The sequence below is a fragment of the Curtobacterium sp. VKM Ac-2865 genome, from assembly GCF_015350905.1.
Lineage (GTDB): Bacteria > Actinomycetota > Actinomycetes > Actinomycetales > Microbacteriaceae > Curtobacterium.
Genome location: NZ_JADKRZ010000001.1, coordinates 109,037 through 125,402, shown reverse-complemented (window position 1 = coordinate 125,402; position 16,366 = coordinate 109,037). Strand labels below are relative to the sequence as shown.

General features: G+C 70.6%; 15 protein-coding genes and 1 other RNA gene. 6 read left to right on the top strand and 10 right to left on the bottom strand.

The window, feature by feature from the left end; genetic code table 11:
- Positions 1 to 291: 291 nt before the first annotated feature.
- The 3 genes from glmS (at position 292) to ITJ54_RS00550 (ending at position 3,502) form a co-directional block, all read left to right on the top strand.
- Positions 292 to 2,073, top strand: a complete 1,782-nt coding sequence (gene glmS / locus ITJ54_RS00560; RefSeq protein ID WP_194625423.1) for a glutamine--fructose-6-phosphate transaminase (isomerizing) — start codon at positions 292 to 294, stop codon at positions 2,071 to 2,073.
- 134 nt (positions 2,074 to 2,207) lie between these two features.
- A complete protein-coding gene (locus tag ITJ54_RS00555) occupies positions 2,208 to 2,915 on the top strand; it encodes a M50 family metallopeptidase (RefSeq protein ID WP_194625422.1) in 708 nt (235 codons plus the stop codon).
- Positions 2,916 to 2,956: 41 nt separating this feature from the next.
- Complete coding sequence (locus ITJ54_RS00550; RefSeq protein ID WP_228508105.1) at positions 2,957 to 3,502, top strand: NUDIX hydrolase; 546 nt, start codon at positions 2,957 to 2,959, stop codon at positions 3,500 to 3,502.
- 197 nt (positions 3,503 to 3,699) lie between these two features.
- Here ITJ54_RS00550 and ITJ54_RS00545 read toward each other — a convergent pair whose 3' ends face one another.
- Complete coding sequence (locus ITJ54_RS00545; RefSeq protein ID WP_228508103.1) at positions 3,700 to 4,251, bottom strand: uridine kinase family protein; 552 nt, start codon at positions 4,249 to 4,251, stop codon at positions 3,700 to 3,702.
- A 138-nt stretch (positions 4,252 to 4,389) separates the two neighbouring features.
- Between ITJ54_RS00545 and ITJ54_RS00540 the strand changes: the two genes are divergently transcribed.
- The 3 genes from ITJ54_RS00540 to ITJ54_RS00530 all read left to right on the top strand — a co-directional run bounded on the left by ITJ54_RS00540 (position 4,390) and on the right by ITJ54_RS00530 (position 7,779).
- A complete protein-coding gene (locus tag ITJ54_RS00540) occupies positions 4,390 to 5,784 on the top strand; it encodes an O-acetylhomoserine aminocarboxypropyltransferase/cysteine synthase family protein (protein ID WP_228508101.1) in 1,395 nt (464 codons plus the stop codon).
- 2 nt (positions 5,785 to 5,786) lie between these two features.
- Positions 5,787 to 7,091, top strand: a complete 1,305-nt coding sequence (locus ITJ54_RS00535; RefSeq protein ID WP_194625421.1) for an LLM class flavin-dependent oxidoreductase — start codon at positions 5,787 to 5,789, stop codon at positions 7,089 to 7,091.
- Between the two features lie 136 nt (positions 7,092 to 7,227).
- Positions 7,228 to 7,779 (top strand): GlcG/HbpS family heme-binding protein, encoded by a 552-nt coding sequence (locus ITJ54_RS00530; RefSeq protein ID WP_194625420.1) that lies wholly within the window; start codon positions 7,228 to 7,230, stop codon positions 7,777 to 7,779.
- Between the two features lie 60 nt (positions 7,780 to 7,839).
- On the opposite strand, the gene ITJ54_RS00525 is transcribed toward ITJ54_RS00530, so the two are convergent.
- From ITJ54_RS00525 to prfB, 9 genes are all read right to left on the bottom strand, one after another.
- Positions 7,840 to 8,454, bottom strand: a complete 615-nt coding sequence (locus tag ITJ54_RS00525) for a response regulator (protein WP_194625419.1) — start codon at positions 8,452 to 8,454, stop codon at positions 7,840 to 7,842.
- A complete protein-coding gene (locus ITJ54_RS18185) occupies positions 8,451 to 9,608 on the bottom strand; it encodes a sensor histidine kinase (protein ID WP_194625418.1) in 1,158 nt (385 codons plus the stop codon). The genes ITJ54_RS00525 and ITJ54_RS18185 overlap by 4 nt, the downstream gene beginning before the upstream one ends.
- Before the next feature lie 35 nt (positions 9,609 to 9,643).
- A complete protein-coding gene (locus tag ITJ54_RS00515) occupies positions 9,644 to 11,311 on the bottom strand; it encodes an APC family permease (RefSeq protein WP_323741540.1) in 1,668 nt (555 codons plus the stop codon).
- 122 nt (positions 11,312 to 11,433) lie between these two features.
- The gene (locus ITJ54_RS00510) at positions 11,434 to 12,288 is read right to left on the bottom strand and encodes a hypothetical protein (RefSeq protein WP_194625417.1); all 855 of its coding nucleotides are present in this window, start codon (positions 12,286 to 12,288) and stop codon (positions 11,434 to 11,436) included.
- 171 nt (positions 12,289 to 12,459) lie between these two features.
- Positions 12,460 to 12,837: a transfer-messenger RNA gene (gene ssrA / locus ITJ54_RS00505) on the bottom strand.
- A 95-nt stretch (positions 12,838 to 12,932) separates the two neighbouring features.
- On the bottom strand, positions 12,933 to 13,409 hold the full coding sequence (gene smpB, locus ITJ54_RS00500; protein WP_071271162.1) for an SsrA-binding protein SmpB: 477 nt from the start codon (positions 13,407 to 13,409) through the stop codon (positions 12,933 to 12,935).
- Positions 13,410 to 13,466: 57 nt separating this feature from the next.
- Complete coding sequence (gene ftsX, locus ITJ54_RS00495; protein ID WP_194625416.1) at positions 13,467 to 14,381, bottom strand: permease-like cell division protein FtsX; 915 nt, start codon at positions 14,379 to 14,381, stop codon at positions 13,467 to 13,469.
- Positions 14,378 to 15,136, bottom strand: a complete 759-nt coding sequence (gene ftsE / locus ITJ54_RS00490) for a cell division ATP-binding protein FtsE (RefSeq protein ID WP_194625415.1) — start codon at positions 15,134 to 15,136, stop codon at positions 14,378 to 14,380. The genes ftsX and ftsE overlap by 4 nt, the downstream gene beginning before the upstream one ends.
- A 51-nt stretch (positions 15,137 to 15,187) precedes the next feature.
- Positions 15,188 to 16,297 carry a peptide chain release factor 2 gene (prfB, locus tag ITJ54_RS00485; RefSeq protein ID WP_194625414.1) on the bottom strand — a complete coding sequence of 370 codons (1,110 nt, stop codon included), beginning with the start codon at positions 16,295 to 16,297 and terminating at the stop codon, positions 15,188 to 15,190.
- Between the last annotated feature and the right edge of the window lie 69 nt (positions 16,298 to 16,366).

The window sequence follows — 16,366 nt, the reverse complement described above, 5'->3', positions numbered from 1 at the left end:
GCAGTCTCGCACCTGGTGCGCGGGGAACCGCAACAGTCGTCGGCGGACGTTGTCCGGCGGCAGCCGCGCCGGTGATGCTGTCTGTGCACCGGCCGCCGCGCCTCCCCCGGGAGGCCGGCCGCGGTACCCCGATCGGACCCGAACGATCGACCCCAGGACGCCGTCGTCCGTCCTCGCCTGATCCGAGGACGGGCGGCGGTCCAGGTCGACGAACCCCGATCGCGTGGCTGACCCGAGTGGCGGTCGGTGCCGACCCGCTCCCCCCACCCCTCCCACCCGAAGGGATCCACGATGTGCGGCATCATCGCGGCCCGCGTCTCCGACGACGCCACCCCGTACCTGCTCGACGGCCTCGAGCGACTCGAGTACCGCGGCTACGACTCCGCCGGCATCGCGGTGCGGACGGCCTCCGGCGGGACCGAGACCATCCGGTCCGTCTCCCGCGTCGGTGACCTCCGCACGCTCGTCGCCGCCCGCTCCGGCGACGCCCTCACCGGGACCGGCATCGGCCACACCCGCTGGGCCACCCACGGCGGCGTGTGCGAGGCGAACGCCCACCCGCACCAGGACTGCTCCGGTCGCATCAGCGTCGTCCACAACGGGATCATCGAGAACGCCGAGCGCCTCCGCACGATGCTCGAGGCGCAGGGACACGTCTTCCGGTCCGACGTCGACTCCGAGGTCATCAGCCACCTCGTCGAGCGCGCCCTGGCCGTCGACCACGACCTGATGCTCGCCGTGCAGATCGCGGCCGCGCAGCTCGAGGGCTCCTGGGCCATCGTCGTCCTCGACTCCCGCTCGGGACGCATGGTCGTCGCCGCCGAGCGCTCCCCGCTCGTCGTCGCCCGGGCCTCCCGCGGGGACTTCGTCGCGAGCGACATCGGCGCGATCGCCGAGTGGTGCGAGACCTTCGTGGCGCTCCGTGACGGTGACGTCGTCGAGCTCGGCGAGTCCTGGTCCTGGTCCTCCGACGGCGTCTCGGTCGCCGTGCCCTTCCCGACCCCGTCGCCGTTCGCGGCCGCCGCGCTCGACCTCGGCGACCACCCGGACCACATGGCGAAGGAGATCGAGGAGCAGCCGGAGGTCGTCGCCGGCATCATCGAGCGCATCGCCTCCCGCGCCGCCGACGGCAGCATGTGGATCGGTCTCGGCCTGCCCGGGTTCCACCGGCTCGCCATCGTCGCCTGCGGCACCTCGCTGAACGCGGGGCAGGTCATCGCCACCGCGCTGCGCGGCATCGGCGGCGTCCCCACCGACATCATCGTCGCCAGCGAGGCGGACCAGGTCGTCCTCGGCCCGGGCACCCTCGTCGTCGCGATCAGCCAGTCCGGCGAGACCGCGGACGTGCTGCGGGCCCTCGACCGGTTCGAGGACCGCTTCCCGGTGCTCGCCCTGACGAACAACGTGCACTCCTCGCTCGCCCGTCGCGCCAGCGCCGTGCTCGACTGCCACGCCGGTCCCGAGATCGGTGTGGCGGCGACGAAGACGTTCACCGCCCAGGTCGTCGTCGGGGTCGCCGCGATGATCTCGGCGCTCGTCGCGTCCGGTCGCATCGAGCCGATGCACGCCGCCACCCTCGTGGCGTCGCTCCGCGAGCTCCCGATGCGCCTCGCGACCGCAGGGCAGGTCGCGGCCGACCGCATCCCGCTGCTCGTGTCGAGCGTGAAGGACGCCACGGGCTTCCTGTTCCTCGGGCGTGGTGTCGGCCTGCCGTACGCCGCCGAGGGGGCGCTCAAGCTCAAGGAGCTCAGCTACCGCTGGGCCGAGGCGTACCCGTCCGGCGAGCTGAAGCACGGCCCGCTGGCACTCGTCGACGAGGGCACGCCCGTCGTCGTCATCGACCACGGCGAGCACCGCCTGCAGGCCGCGATCTCCGAGGTCCGTGCCCGTGGCGGCTTCGTCATCACCATCGGAGGGCCGGGCTCGGACATCCCCGCGCTCGGCGAGACCGGGCCGTGGGGTCCGCTCGAGGCCGTCGTACCCCTCCAGATGCTCGCCCGCGAACTCGCGCTGCAGCTCGGCTGCGACGTCGACAAGCCGAGGAACCTCGCCAAGTCGGTGACGGTCGAATAGCCAGGGAGACCCGCATGAACCGCCTGACGATGTTCCTCGTCATCCTCACCTCGGTGGCCGTCCCGGCGACGGTCCTCGCCGTCGTGCTGCTCCCCTCGGTGCACTCCTAGCCGTCTCTGCCAGGGTGGCGGACGATGTCCTCTGCTTCCCTGGTCTTCGTCGCGATCCTCGTCGGCGCCGTGCTCCCGTTCGTCCCCGGCGTCGGGCGGGTGGCGCGGATCGCCGCGACGATCGCGCACGAGGTCGGCCACTGCGTCGTCGTGGTGCCCTTCGGCGGCCGCATCCGACGCATCGACCTGCGCCCGGACGGCTCCGGGGAGGCCTGGGTGCAGCTCGGCGGTGTCCCCGGCGGCATCCGGTGGCTCGTGCGCGTGCTGAACCTCTACGCCGGCTACAGCGCGCCGCTCTGGGCGGGCACGCTGCTCGTGACCGGGGTGCTGCACGGGTCCCGGTGGCTCCCCGTCGTGGTGCTCGGGGTGATCGGGCTCGTCGCCCTGGTCTTCGTGCGCAACTGGTTCGGGCTCCTGGTCGTCGTCGGCTTCGACGCGCTCGCACTCTGGGTGGCGCTCCGTCCGTCGGAGGCCACGGTGCTCGTCGTCGCGGCCGTCGGCGCCCTGTTCGTCGTGGACGGGCTGCGATCGGTCGTGCAGGTCGCACGGTGGCTCGGCACCGGGGCGCGCGTGCAGACCGACTTCCACATCGCCGCGGCCGAGATGCGGCTGCCCGCCGCGGTGTGGTTCGTCCTGTTCGTGCTCGTCAACGGCGTCGCGGTGTGGCTCGCCCGCGAGCCGCTGCTCGCCGTGTGGGACACCGTCGCGACGGGCGTGCGCGGGCTGGTCTGACGCGGGCGCCCGTCCGCGAGCACCGCGCGGACCCTGCCACGATGGACCCCATGCACGCGCTCGATGCCCTCGCCGAACTCCGAGCCGCACCGCCCGGCGCAAACCGCGATGCCTTCACCGCCTTCGTCGTGTCCCACGGCGACGCCGCACTGTGGCGCGCGGGTGGCCGCGAGCACCTCACAGCATCCTGCTTCGTGCTGTCGCCCGACCTGTCCCACGTGCTGCTCTGCCTGCACCGCAAGGGCCGGTTCTGGGTGCAGTTCGGCGGACACCTCGAGCACGGCGACGTGTCGCTCGCGGACGCCGCCCGTCGTGAAGCCCGCGAGGAGTCCGGCGTCCCCGACCTCGACCTCGCGGCGACCCGGGTCGTCGACCTCGACCGGCACGACCTGCACGGCGGCTTCGCCTGCGCCGCGCACTGGGACGTCGGCTTCGTCGCAGTCGCCCGGCCGGACGTCGCAACGAGCGTGAGCGACGAGAGCGACGACGTCTGCTGGTTCCCCGTCGACGCCCTGCCCGCGGCGCTGCCACCAGGCTTCGCCGACCGACTCAACGGCGTCCGGACGGCGTTCCGCGCCCGTATCTGAACCCGCACCCGCATCGCCCCTCTCTGGCACCGCCGCGGCGCCAGGCATCGGACGTGCCTTCCCTTCTCGGGACGTGACGGATCCGGTTCGCGAACCCCGAGGATCGTCGACCGGATCCGTCATCGCCGGGAACGGACATCGACGTCCGACGCCAGGACGCGCGCGTCGGCCACGACACCGATCCCCCGCGTCGTGGATCAGTCCGCCGACGGGCCGCCGCTCGGCACGAGCACCTGCGCCACCGACCGCGGCGCGAACCGGTCGGCGAAGTCGCGTTCGTTCGGCACCCACACGTCGTGCCACAGCGCCTCGTGGGACCGGCCGAGCGCCCGGTCGCGGGCCAGGCCCCGGGCGACCGCGGTGTCGAGGTCGACGTCGCACCACACCGTCAGGTCGAGCTCGTCGAGCACCTCGGGGTGGAACAGCCCGATCAGGTCGACCACCAGCACGCGCGCCACCGGCACCGGTTCCGGTTCGCCGAGGGTCCGCGTGGACCAGTCGAAGCGCTGGAACGTACCGCCGGTGCCGGAGCGGAACGGCCGGACGACGGTGTCACGGAGCCGGACGCGCTCGACGCCGTCCCAGTCGGACGACCGGTGGTGGGACCGCGTCGGGTCGAGGAAGTCGTCGCCGCGAATCCGGACGCTGCCTGGGACCTCGTCGACGACCGTGCGGGCGAGCGTCGACTTGCCGGACCCGCAGAAGCCGGAGACCCCGACCACGACGGGCCGCCCGGCATCACGCGCCACCGCCCTGATCCGAAGGAGGAGCGCGGGATCCGGGGTCACCTGGGCAATCGTACGGCGGCGGACGTAACCGGACGCCGCATTCACGTGTCCACGGAGCGCGGCCTGCGAGAGTACGGACACCACGTCCCGGAGGTGCCCATGTCGAACGACGACCACGGATTCGCGACCGAGCAGGTCCACGGCGGCTTCGTGCCCGACGCCGGCCACGGTGCCCGGGTGCCCGCGATCCACATGTCCTCCGGCTTCCTCTTCGACGACTTCGACCAGGCCCGCGACCGCTTCGCCGGCACCGACGACGGCTACACGTACACGCGGCTCGGCAACCCCACGAACGCCGACGTCGAACGCCGCGTGGCCCTGCTCGAGCGCGGCGCGGAGGCGATCCTCGTCAGCAGCGGTCAGGCCGCGGCGACCGTGGCGTTCCTCGGACTCCTGCAGGCGGGCGACCACGTGGTCAGCGCCAGGAGCATCTACGAGGGCACGCGAGGACTCCTGACGCAGAACCTCGGGCGCCTCGGCATCGAGGTCGACTTCGTCGGCGACGCCCGCGACCTCGACGCCTGGGCCGCCGCCGTCCGCCCGAACACCAAGGCGTTCTTCGCCGAGACCATCCCGAACCCGAAGAACGACGTCCTCGACATCACTGGTGTGGCCGACACCGCGCACCGGGCGGGCGTGCCGTTGATCGTCGACAACACCCTGGCGACGCCGTACCTCGTGCGTCCGGTGGAGCACGGCGCGGACATCGTGGTGCACTCGGCGTCGAAGTTCCTCAGCGGGCACGGCTCGGGCCTCGGCGGCGTGGTCGTCGACGGCGGGACGTTCGACTGGTCCGCCTCCCCCGAACGCTGGACCCACCTGACGAGCCCGGAGCGGTCCCTCGGCGACCAGAGCTACGTCGACCGGTACGGCACCCGCGCGTACATCGTCTACGCCCGTGACGTCATCAGCTCGCGGATCGGCCCGACCCCCTCGCCGTTCAACGCCTTCCTGCTCCGCCAGGGCATCGAGACCCTGAGCCTGCGGATCGAGCGCCACAGCGCGAACGCGCTCGCCGTCGCCGAGTGGCTGGACCAGCAGCCGGAGGTGACGAGCGTCGACCACGCAGGTCTGGCCTCCAGTCCGTACCACGACCTGGCGGAGCGCTACCTGCCCCGGGGAGCCGGCTCCGTGTTCGCCTTCACGCTCGCCGGTGGCGAGCCGGCCGCCCGTGCCTTCATCGACGCGGTGCAGCTGTTCAGCCGGATGACCCACCTGGGCGACGTGCGGTCGCTGATCCTGCACCCGGCGACGACGACGCACGCCGGGCGGACGCCCGAGGAACGCGCGGAGCAGGGCATCGGCGACGGCCTGGTCCGCCTGTCCGTCGGCATCGAGGACGTCGCCGACCTGCTCCGCGACCTGGAGCGCGGGCTCGCCGCGGTGCGCGGCGGCGGCAGGACCGGCCAGGAGGCTCAGACCACGCCCGCCACGGAGCTCGCCACCCTGGGACACACGGTCCCGGCACAGCACGTGATCGCCGAGGAGATCTGACGATGGCCGACCTGCAGCACTTCGGGTACTTCTTCTCGCGTGGCTTCGGCCCGCAGGCGTGGGGACGGTCCGACTGGGACTGGGGCCACGACTGGACGAAGCCGGACATGTACCAGCAGTCCGTGCGCGCACTGGAGCAGGCGGGGATGGACCTGGTCATCGCCGAGGACGCGATCTCCCTCGGCACCCCCTCGACGCTCGACCTGCGGATCCGCCAGGCGTACGGCGGACCGAAGCACGACCCGCTGTTGCTGGCGCCGTACCTGTTCGCCGCGACCTCGCACATCGGGATCGCGCCGACCGTGAACGCGGGGATCACGCCGCCGTACCTGGCGGCACGGCAGTTCGCCACGCTCGCGCACCTGTCGTCGGAACGCTTCGGCATCAACGTCGTGACCGACGTCGGCAGCGCCAGGCACGCCGGGGTGCCGCCGCTGCCCCACGACCAGGCCTACGACCGGGCCGAGGAGTGGATCACCCTGCTGCGGCGCCTCTGGCACTCCTGGGGTGACGCCTACATCGGCAACAGCCAGGACTGGAGTTTCGCCGACGGTGACGCGCTCGACGCGTTCCACCACGAGGGGGCGTACTTCACCGCGGACGGCCCGCTGAACGCCCTGCCGATGGCCAGCGACCCGGTGGTGGTCTCCCCCGGTGGGTCGGGCCGCGGACTCGGGTTCGCCGGCACCCACTCGGACGTGCAGCTCGCCCTCGCACCGCTGTCGGCGTCCGCCGTGTCGGACTACCGGGGCCGGGTGCTCGCCGCAGCGGCCGATGCCGGTCGTGCCGCGTCGGACCTGCGCATCCTGTTCGTGCTCAAGCCGGAGATCACCGTCTCCGCGGACGAGGCCGACCGGATCGTCGCGGCCTCGACGCACCCGTCCGACGACGACCTGCGCACCGCCGCGATCGCCTGGTCGAGCGACTCGGAGACCGACCTGCTCGCGCTCGACCTCGACGCCCCCGTGCCCGACGGCACCTTCGGGGACCACGTGTCCGCCGGCACGATCCGCGGGCTGCTCGGGGACACGCCGGACGCACCGCTGCGGGAGCTCCTGACGCGGAAGGCGCGCAAGGGGCGGGTGTCCTCACGTGAGGGGTTCGTGGGCACCGCTGACGAGTTCGCGGACTTCATCGAGGAGCTCGGCGCCGACGCCGACAACGACGGGATCATCTTCTCCGGCGACCTGCACCCGGCGCAGGTGTACCGGATGTTCGGCGACCTGGTGCCGGTGCTGCGGCAGCGGGGCCTACTCCGGCGCGAGTACGGCTCGGGTGGGCTGCGGGCGAACCTGTTCGACTTCTGACGCGGGTGCCCGTCGACGCGTGGGGCCCGTCGCGGGGTCCACCAGACGGGTGTCCGGCGATGACCGGATGGTCGATGTGCTGCACCGTGCTCCGACGAGAGGCTGGTCGCACCACATCGAACGGAAGGCAGGACCCATGCGTCTCCCCCACACCCTCGTCATCACCACCGCCGCGGCACTCGCCGTCGCCGGAGTCACCACCGGCGCCGCGCTCACCGGCACCGACGCTCCCGCGACCGCCGCTGTCCAGCCCGCCGCAGCCGTCACCGGCAAGGCCGTCGTCGACGCGAAGCGCCTCAGCTCCACCGACGCCATGAAGGCCGCGGCGGCCGCGCTCGCCGCGGCACAGGAGGACGGCGCCGGCTTCGTGAGCGTGTCCGTGGTCGACCGCAACGGGCAGCTCCAGGCGTTCGTCCGCGGTGAGAACGCCGCATCGCACACGATCAGCGCCTCGCGCCAGAAGGCCTACACGGCTGCCGCGTTCGGAGCGACGACCTCCGACCTCGCGAAGCGGGCGACCGGGGACAACGCCGGCCTGAAGGACCTGCCCGGCACGCTGTTCCTCGCCGGCGGTGTCCCCGTCAAGGCCGGTGATGCCTCGATCGCCGGCATCGGCGTCGGTGGGTCCCCCTCCGGAGACAAAGACCAGGAGTACGCACAGGCGGGCCTGGACGCCATCGCTCGCTGACCTCGTCACCAACAGCACCGTCGACGGACCGGCGGGACGGCCACCGGGTCGCCTCGTCGGTCAGTCGAGCGCGATGACGCCGCGCCGGCTCGCCTCGGCCACTGCGCCGGCACGACCGTCGACGCCGAGCTTCGCGAACACCCGGATCAGGTGGGTCTTCACGGTCGACTCGCTCATGAACAGCCGCTCCGCGATCGCCCGGTTCGTCAGTCCTGCGCCGAGGAGCTCCAGGACGTCGAGTTCCCGCGGCGTGAGCGACTCGTCCGGACGTCGCCCGCGGTCGAGCATGCGTGCGGCGACGGCCGCGGCGTACACGGCGGTGCCGGTCGCGGCGGCGCGGATGCCGGCCGACAACTCGTCCGGCGAGGCGTCCTTCAGCAGGTAGCCCGTCGCTCCGGCGTCCAGCGCGCGCATGATCGCGATGTCCGTCCCGGTCGCGGTGAACACCAGCACCCGGGTCCGGCGGACCAGCTCCGGCAGCAGGTCGCCGCCGTTCCGCGAGCCAAGTCCGAGGTCGAGGACCACCACGTCCGGCGCGGTCGCGTCCACCAGGCGGAGGACGTCGTCGGGATCGCCGGTCGCCCCCACCACCTCGATGTCCGGGGACGTGCCGAGCACCGCAGCGACCCCGGTCCGGAGCATCGGGTGGTCGTCGACGAGGACGACGCGGGTCATCGGTGGCCGACCGGGACGCTGGCGCTGACGACGGTCCCACCGTCGTCGGAACGGATGTCCAACGTGCCCCCGACAGCGTCGACACGGCGACGCATGATCGTCAGACCGTGCCCGCCGTCCGGACCCGCGACGACGGCGGTGCGGACGTCGAAGCCTCGTCCGTCGTCCCGCACGGTGACGGTCACGTCGCGGTCGCCGTGGTCGACCTCCACCGCCACGGTCGTCGCCATCGCGTGCCGCTCGGCGTTGCCGAGGGCACTCTGCGCGGTCCTGACCAGCGCGAGTGCGCGCATCGGCGACACTGCCACGGGGGCGCCGATGACGCGGAGCGACGCACCGGTCCGCGCGGCGACGGCGGCGAGCTGGTCCTCGAGCGGCTCGACGTCGCCGCCGTCGGCATCGAGCCGGTCGACGAGTGCTCGGGCATCGGCGACCGCGGTCCGGAGCGCAGCACGCGCACCCGTGGCGATGGTCGCGTCCCCCGACCGCTCGGCTGCCTCCGCGAGGTACAGCGCACCCGCGACCGACTGCACCACGGTGTCGTGCAGCTCCGCGCTGACGTGTCGGCGTTCCTCGAGGGCGCTCGCCCGTCGTTCGGACGCCACCAGGCGCGCCCGCGCAGCGATGAGTTCCCGCACCGTCCTCGACTGGGCCGCGAGCGCCGTCCGCGAGACCACGATGGCGGCGATGACCACGAGTCCTGCCAGCAGACAGCCGAGGAACAGCCCGGGGTCGCGCGCCCCGGTCAGTCGGGGCACTGACACGGCCGCGGCGGTCACGGCGATGCCGCTGGTGATCGTGGCCGGGCGCACCGGCAGGGCCGTGTGCAGGACCACGATGAGCGGGACGACGCACCACGCCGCACTCGGCGCGACGGCGACCAGGACGACCGTCGCGCCGCCGAGTCCGAGCGGCAGCCACGGGGCGACGACCCGCCGTCTGACGAGGGCGGCGACCGTGACCGCCGTCAGGACCACCGCTCCCCCGAGTGCGACGACCAGGACGTGCTCGGCGCCGGTCGTGTGGAAGCGGTGGTAGCGGAGCGTGCAGACGGCGGCGACCAGGGCGAGTGCGGCTGCACTGAGCGCGGGCGCCTCGCGCTCCCCGACCCTGCTGCCGCGCCGGCTCGTGATGTCCAGTGTGCGATGTTCCACCGGACGATGCTACGGCCGTGCGCTGGGAGTACTCCTCAGTGGCGGACGGGTTCGACGACCGCCGACTCCTCGACGTCACGGACGTCGTCGGCGGTGCGCAGGATCTCCGCACGCGGGGACGCCGAGTTGATCGCCCAGTAGTAGACGATGACCGAGAACACGGCGACCACGACGATGTCGATCCAGAGCGGGAACACCGGGTGCGTGAGCGGCCCGAAGTCGCTCAGGAACACGATGAGCCCCATGCCGACCAGGTAGGGCAGCAGCCACTGGGCCGCCTTCCAGTCCCACCGCGGCCGGACGCTCGTCTGTCCGCGGAAGACGTTGTTCGCGATGATCACGACCGCGCCGATGAGGATCGCGACGCCGAGCTTCCAGTCGGTGTCCCACCCGGTCCACAGGATGATGAGGTTCGCGACGATGAACGCGACCGGGGAGAGCACCGCAGCCGCGGGCATCCGGTAGGGGCGCTCGACCTCGGGGATGCGCTTCCGGAACGCGCCGAGGGCGAGTGGCGCTCCGGCGTACATGAGCACCGACGCGCTCGTGATGAGGCTGACCAGGCCTTGCCAGGACGGGAACGGGGCGAAGCACGCGCACCCCACGACGAACGCGGTGATCAGGCCGACCCACGGCACACCGGCCTTCGTGGTCCACTCGAACGCCTTCGGGAAGTACCCGTTCCGGCTGAGGCCGTACGAGATGCGCGACGTCGCCGTGACGTAGATGAGTCCGGTGCCCGCCGGGGAGATGATCGCGTCGATGAAGATGACGACCGCCAGCCACGTGAGTCCCGCCGCCATCGCGATGTCGGCGAACGGGCCCGTGTACTTCGTGAAGTCCGCGGTCGCCCACGAGCCCTGGATCGCGTCCGAGCGCAGCACGCCGAGGAAGACGACCTGCAGCAGCAGGTAGATGACCAGGCCGATCACGACGGAGCCGATGACGGCGCGGGGGATGTCGCGCCTGGGGTTCTTCGCCTCGCCGGCGAGCTGGTCCGCCTGCTCGAAGCCGAGGAACGCGAAGATGATGCCGGACGTGGACACCGCGGCGAGGACGCCCTTCGCGCCCTGGGGCATGAACCCGTCCGCGGCGGTGAAGTTCGAGCCGTGGAACCCGCTGAAGGCCAGCACGATGATGACCAGCAGGGGGATGGCGACCTTCCACCAGGTCGCCGCCGAGTTCGTGTTCGCGAGGATCTTCACGCTCAGCAGGTTGATCACCGTGACGACCGCCATGAGCAGCACCGCCACGGCGATGCCCGCGCCGGTGAGGAGCTGCTGGGTCTCCCCGTCGACGGTGGTGGTGTGCAGCCACGGGTGGGCGAACTGCCAGTGCTGCGCGTACTTGATCATGGCCTCGACCTCGATCGGCGCGACCGTGACCGACTGCAGCCACGAGAACCAGCCGAACGACGCCCCGGCGACGCCGCCGAACGCGATGTGCGGGAACCGGGCCGTGCCGCCGGCGATGGGGAACATGCCCCCGAGCTCGGCGTGCACGAGTGCGAGTACCAGGATCGCGACGCCACCGATCAGCCACGAGATGATGGCGGCGGGCCCGGCGGTCTTGAGGGCCTCCTGCGAGCCGAACAGCCAGCCGGACCCGATGATCGAGCCGGTCGAGGCCCAGATCAGTCCGATGAAGCCGACGTTCCGCTTGAGTCCGGAATCCGGAAGCGTCGGTGCGCTCGTCGTTGCCACGGTTGCTCCTGTCGAGTCAGACACGACCCCGGTGGGGGGCCGTGTCCGACTCTGGCACCGTGCGGCGACGACGGCGGGATTGTTCACAGGACTGAAACATCAGTCCTGTACAACACCTCAGGCTACTGCTTCTTGGACTTCTTCTTCTCGTCCTTCTTGGACTTCTTCTTGTCGTCCTTCGTCTTGTAGTCCTTCTTCGACGACTTCTTCTTCTCGTCCTTCTTCTTCGACGACTTCTTCTTGTCATCGTCCTTCTTCGACGACTTCTTGTTCTCGTCGTCCTTCTTCGTGTCGCCCTTCTCCGTCGGCGACTGCTGCTCGGGCGCCTCGGGCACGGGCGGCACGGCAGGGACGGTCGGCACCACGGGGTCGCTCGGCTCGAGTCCGTCGACCGGCTCGACCACGACGGCGGACCCGGTGTCCTCGAGCACGTCCACGGGTTCCTCGGTCAGCTCGGAGGCGAGCGCGTCCTCGACCCGCTCCACGGTGAACTCGGCGGCGTCCTCGGCCAGCCGCACGAGGGCCTGCGCGGCACGGAGCCGTGTGGTGCTCTTGCGGGCCAACACGTCGGCCCGGGCGCCCTCGAGGAATGTCCTGAGCGACCGCTCGACGGCCGAACGGCCTCGGGGGGCCGAGCGGTCCAGGCGGTCGATCTCCCCCGCGACCCCGGCGACGTCGTCCTCGACGTGCTCGAGCCGCACGGACTCGATGAGCGCGGCCACGGCGGCGGCGGCGCGCTCGACGGCGGCGCTGCGCTGGTCCAGCACGACGAGCATCTCGAACGTGGAGCCGTACGACACGGTCTCCAGGCGGACGGGCTCGGCGCCACGGCCGCGGATGACCAGTCGGGCATCGGGGGTCGGGAGCCAGGCGGTCAGCGCGGCGACGGTGGCGACCGACGCGACGGTGCGCTCGTACTCGGCCAGGCCGACTCGTTCCTGCTCTCGCAGCCGGACTCGGATCGCGATCTCCTGCACAGCGGGACCTTCCACTCGGGTTCGGCACGGGCGTCTTCCCGGGCCTGCCCCGGAGCGTAGTCCTGCGGGGTGCACGAACAGCGAACGCCCCGTCGGTGTCCTTCGACACCGACGGGGCGTTCGGTCCTGATCACTCAGGCCACGTGTGACAGCAGCTGCGCCGCTCGGCGATGGTGGAGATGGGGGGAATCGAACCCCCGTCCATCGCTGCAATTCGACGTCTTCTACGGGCGTATCCGGATGATTCGTTCTGCTCGGCCCCGTCCTTTGCTACCGGCTTCTAGGACGACGGGCCCAGTCTCAGTGCAAGTCCCGCACGGCCCTGAGGCGCAACCGTGCAGCAAGTCCTCTGGATGACGCCGGAACTCAGGTTAGAAGACGATCACCTGGCCGACGGACTTCATGTGCTGGGCTGCTTACGCAGCGAGAGCGAAGTCAGTGCGCTTGGAATTGGCACTTGTTGTTTTCCACGGATCGTTGACGAGATGACCGTGGATCCTCGGCCCGCTTCCCGTCGGCACACAGGCAATGTCGAAACCGATCATCCCCGTACGGGCCGAACAGCGAGCCGCTGTCACACTGTGGAGTTGTCATGCCCGCTCACGCAGGCAGCTGTTCAGTCTACCGAGGAACGGCCGTCACCGCTACTCGCCGACACGGTTCCGCGTGCGCATGGCCCGCTCGGCCTCGCGCTTGTCGGTCTTCTCGCGCATCGCCTGGCGCTTGTCGAACTCGCGCTTGCCCTTGGCCACCGCGATCTCGACCTTGGCGCGGCCGTCGTGGAAGTAGATCTGCAGCGGCACCAGGGTGTAGCCACCCTGCGCCGTCTTGTGCGAGATCTTCACGATCTCCTGCTTGTGCAGCAGCAGCTTGCGCTTGCGCCGCGGGGCGTGGTTGTTCCACGTGCCCTCGGTGTACTCGGGGATGTGCACGGCGTCGAGCCAGGCTTCTCCCCCGTCCACGAAGGCATAGCCGTCGACGAGCGACGCGCGGCCTTCCCGCAGGGACTTGACCTCGGTGCCGGAGAGCACCATGCCGGCCTCGTACGTGGACTCGATCAGGTAGTCGTGGCGCGCACGACGGTTCGTCGCCACGATCTTCTCGCCGCGTTCCTTCGCCATGCGCGTCTCCTCTCGAACCATCGCTGCGGGTGCGCAGCCCCACAGTCTATCGGACGATCAGACCTTGAGGTAGCGGCGGATGGCGATCGACGCCGACACCGCCGCCAGGACGACCCCGATGACGATCACCGCCGGCACGACCACGGCCGCGTCGCTCATGCCGATGAACGCCACACCGCTGAACCGCTTGGTCAGGTAGTTGCGGACGAAGAACCAGACGACGGCGGTGATCGCGCCACCGGCCAGCACCGCACCGATCGCCGCGGCGATCACGCCCTCCAGCACGAACGGCGTCTGGATGAACCGGTTCGACGCCCCCACCAGACGCATGATCCCGAGCTCCCGTCTCCGCGAGAACGCGGACAGGCGGATCGTCGTGGCGATGAGCAGCACGGCCGCGATGAGCATGAGCGCGGCGATGCCGATGGCGGTGTACGACGACGCGTTCAGCAGGTTGAAGATCGGTTGGAGGTACCCACGCTGGTCCATGACGCTCTGGACGCCGGCGACCTTCGACAGGCTCTCCTGCAGGACGTCCGCCTGCGACGGGTTCTTCAGGTTCACCCAGAACGTCTCGTTGAGGTACTCGGGCTTGACGAACTCCGTGGTCGGCGCGTCCTTGAACTGCTGCTTGAAGCGGACGTAGGCCTGCTGCTGGTCCTGGAAGTACGTCTTCTCGATGTACGGCGCCAGCGTCGGGCCCTTGAGCTGTTCCTCGATCTGCTTGCGCTGGTCCTCGGTGGCCTTCGCCCCGGTGCAGTTGCCGGTGGTGTCCGTGTCGGTGCACAGGTAGACGGCGACCTGCGCGCGGTCGTACCAGTACCCCTTCATCTGGTTGATCTGCATCTGCAGCAGGATCGCGGTGCCGACGAAGGTCAGCGAGATGAAGGTGACCAGGACGACCGAGACGACCATCGAGGCGTTGCGGCGGAGGCCGGAACCGACCTCGCCCATGACGAGTCCGAGCCTCATCGGATGAGCCCCGGGATCGTCTGGATGCCGGTGGTGTTCGAGACGCCGGCCGGGTGCTGGATCGGGAGCGCCTGGGTCTGGTACCCGCCGGACTGCTCGTCGCGGAGGACCACACCCCCGGACAGCTCGATCACCCGTCGCTGCATCTGGTTCACGATGCTGGCGTCGTGCGTCGCCATCAGCACGGTGGTGCCTCCCTGGTTGATGCGTTCGAGGAGCGCCATGATGCCCGCCGAGGTCGTCGGGTCGAGGTTGCCGGTGGGCTCGTCGGCCAGGAGCACCGACGGCTTGTTCACCACGGCACGGGCGATCGCCACGCGCTGCTGCTCACCACCGGAGAGCTCGTGCGGCATGCGGTTGGCCTTGCCGTTCAGCCCGACGAGCTTGAGCACGTCGGTCACGGCCTCGCTGATGAAGCCCTTGCTCTTGCCGATCACCTGCAGCGAGAACGCGACGTTGTCGAACACGTTCTTGTTCGGCAGCAGGCGGAAGTCCTGGAAGACCACGCCGAGGTTCCGGCGGAAGTACGGGACCTTCCGCGAGGACAGTGCACCGAGGCGCTGCCCGAGCACGTGGATCTGGCCGCGCGACGGCTTCTCCTCCTTGAGCACGAGGCGCAGGAAGCTCGACTTCCCGGAGCCGGACGCACCGACGAGGAAGACGAACTCGCCCTTGAGGATCTCGAGGGTGACGTCGTCGAGGGCGGGACTCGGGTTGCCCGAGTACAGCTTGGTGACCTGGTCGAATTTGATCATGACCGGATCAGGGTAGGTCGCCCGGCTCGGAAAGACCGCCAGGCGCGCGGCTCAGGACTCGACGGACTGCTTGCGCCAGCGGATGCCGGCGTTGATGAAGCCGTCCAGGTCGCCGTCGAACACGGCTGAGGGGTTGTTCACCTCGTGCTCGGTCCGCAGGTCCTTGACCATCTGGTACGGCGCCAGGACGTAGGAGCGGATCTGGTCGCCCCAGCTCGCCGTGATGTTCCCGGCGAGCTCCTTCTTCTTCGCGTTCTCCTCTTCCTTCTTCAGGAGCAGGAGGCGCGACTGGAGCACGCGCATGGCGGCCGCACGGTTCTGGATCTGCGACTTCTCGTTCTGCATCGACACCACGGTGCCGGTCGGGATGTGCGTCAGGCGCACAGCGGAGTCCGTCGTGTTGACGGACTGGCCGCCGGGGCCCGACGAGCGGAAGACGTCGACGCGGATGTCGTTCTCGGGGATGTCGATGACGGCGGTCTCCGGCATCAGCGGGATGACCTCCACCGCGGCGAACGACGTCTGGCGCTTGCCCGCGGCGCCGAACGGCGACATGCGGACCAGGCGGTGCGTGCCGGCCTCGACCGACAGGGTGCCGAACGCGTGCGGGGCATCGACCTCGAACGTGGCCGACTTGATGCCGGCCTCTTCGGCGTAGGAGGTGTCCATCACGGTGGCCTTGTAGCCGTGCTGCTCGGCGTACCGCAGGTACATGCGCATGAGCATCTCGGCGAAGTCGGCCGCGTCGACACCACCGGCGCCGGCGCGGATCGTGATGACGGCGGGACGGTCGTCGTACTCGCCGTCGAGGAGCGTCTGCACCTCGAGCTCGCCCATCGTCTTCGTGATCGCCTTGAGCTCGGAGGCGGCTTCGTCCGCGGACTCCTGGTCGTCGCCCTCGTTGGCCATCTCGACCAGGACCTCGAGGTCGTCGATGCGCGCTTGCGTGTCGGTGATCTTCTTCAGGGCCGACTGGCGGTGCGAGAGCGCGCTCGTCACCTGCTGCGCGTGGTCGACGTCGTCCCAGAGGTCCTGGGCCCCGGCCTGCTCGCTGAGGTCGGCGATCTCGCGCTGCAGGCGGTCGACGTCGACCACCGAGCGGATGTTGCCGAAGGTCTCGCGGAGGGCGGAGAGCTGTTCGGTGTAGTCCAGTTCGACCATGGTCACCGATCCTACCGGCGCAGCCAGTCGACGGCCGACCGGGAGGCTCGGCGCGGCTCCGTCACGCAC

Excerpts from the sequence above, each read along its gene's own strand:
- ITJ54_RS00525 (WP_194625419.1), bottom strand. The coding sequence starts at position 8,454 with ATGACCCGCGTCGTCCTCGTCGACGACCACCCGATGCTCCGGACCGGG.
- glmS (WP_194625423.1), top strand. The coding sequence starts at position 292 with ATGTGCGGCATCATCGCGGCCCGCGTCTCCGACGACGCCACCCCGTAC.
- prfB (WP_194625414.1), bottom strand. The coding sequence starts at position 16,297 with ATGGTCGAACTGGACTACACCGAACAGCTCTCCGCCCTCCGCGAGACC.
- ITJ54_RS00555 (WP_194625422.1), top strand. The coding sequence starts at position 2,208 with ATGTCCTCTGCTTCCCTGGTCTTCGTCGCGATCCTCGTCGGCGCCGTG.
- smpB (WP_071271162.1), bottom strand. The coding sequence starts at position 13,409 with ATGGCGAAGGAACGCGGCGAGAAGATCGTGGCGACGAACCGTCGTGCG.
- ftsE (WP_194625415.1), bottom strand. The coding sequence starts at position 15,136 with ATGATCAAATTCGACCAGGTCACCAAGCTGTACTCGGGCAACCCGAGT.
- ftsX (WP_194625416.1), bottom strand. The coding sequence starts at position 14,381 with ATGAGGCTCGGACTCGTCATGGGCGAGGTCGGTTCCGGCCTCCGCCGC.
- ITJ54_RS00550 (WP_228508105.1), top strand. The coding sequence starts at position 2,957 with ATGGACCCCATGCACGCGCTCGATGCCCTCGCCGAACTCCGAGCCGCA.
- ITJ54_RS00530 (WP_194625420.1), top strand. The coding sequence starts at position 7,228 with ATGCGTCTCCCCCACACCCTCGTCATCACCACCGCCGCGGCACTCGCC.
- ITJ54_RS00540 (WP_228508101.1), top strand. The coding sequence starts at position 4,390 with ATGTCGAACGACGACCACGGATTCGCGACCGAGCAGGTCCACGGCGGC.
- ITJ54_RS00535 (WP_194625421.1), top strand. The coding sequence starts at position 5,787 with ATGGCCGACCTGCAGCACTTCGGGTACTTCTTCTCGCGTGGCTTCGGC.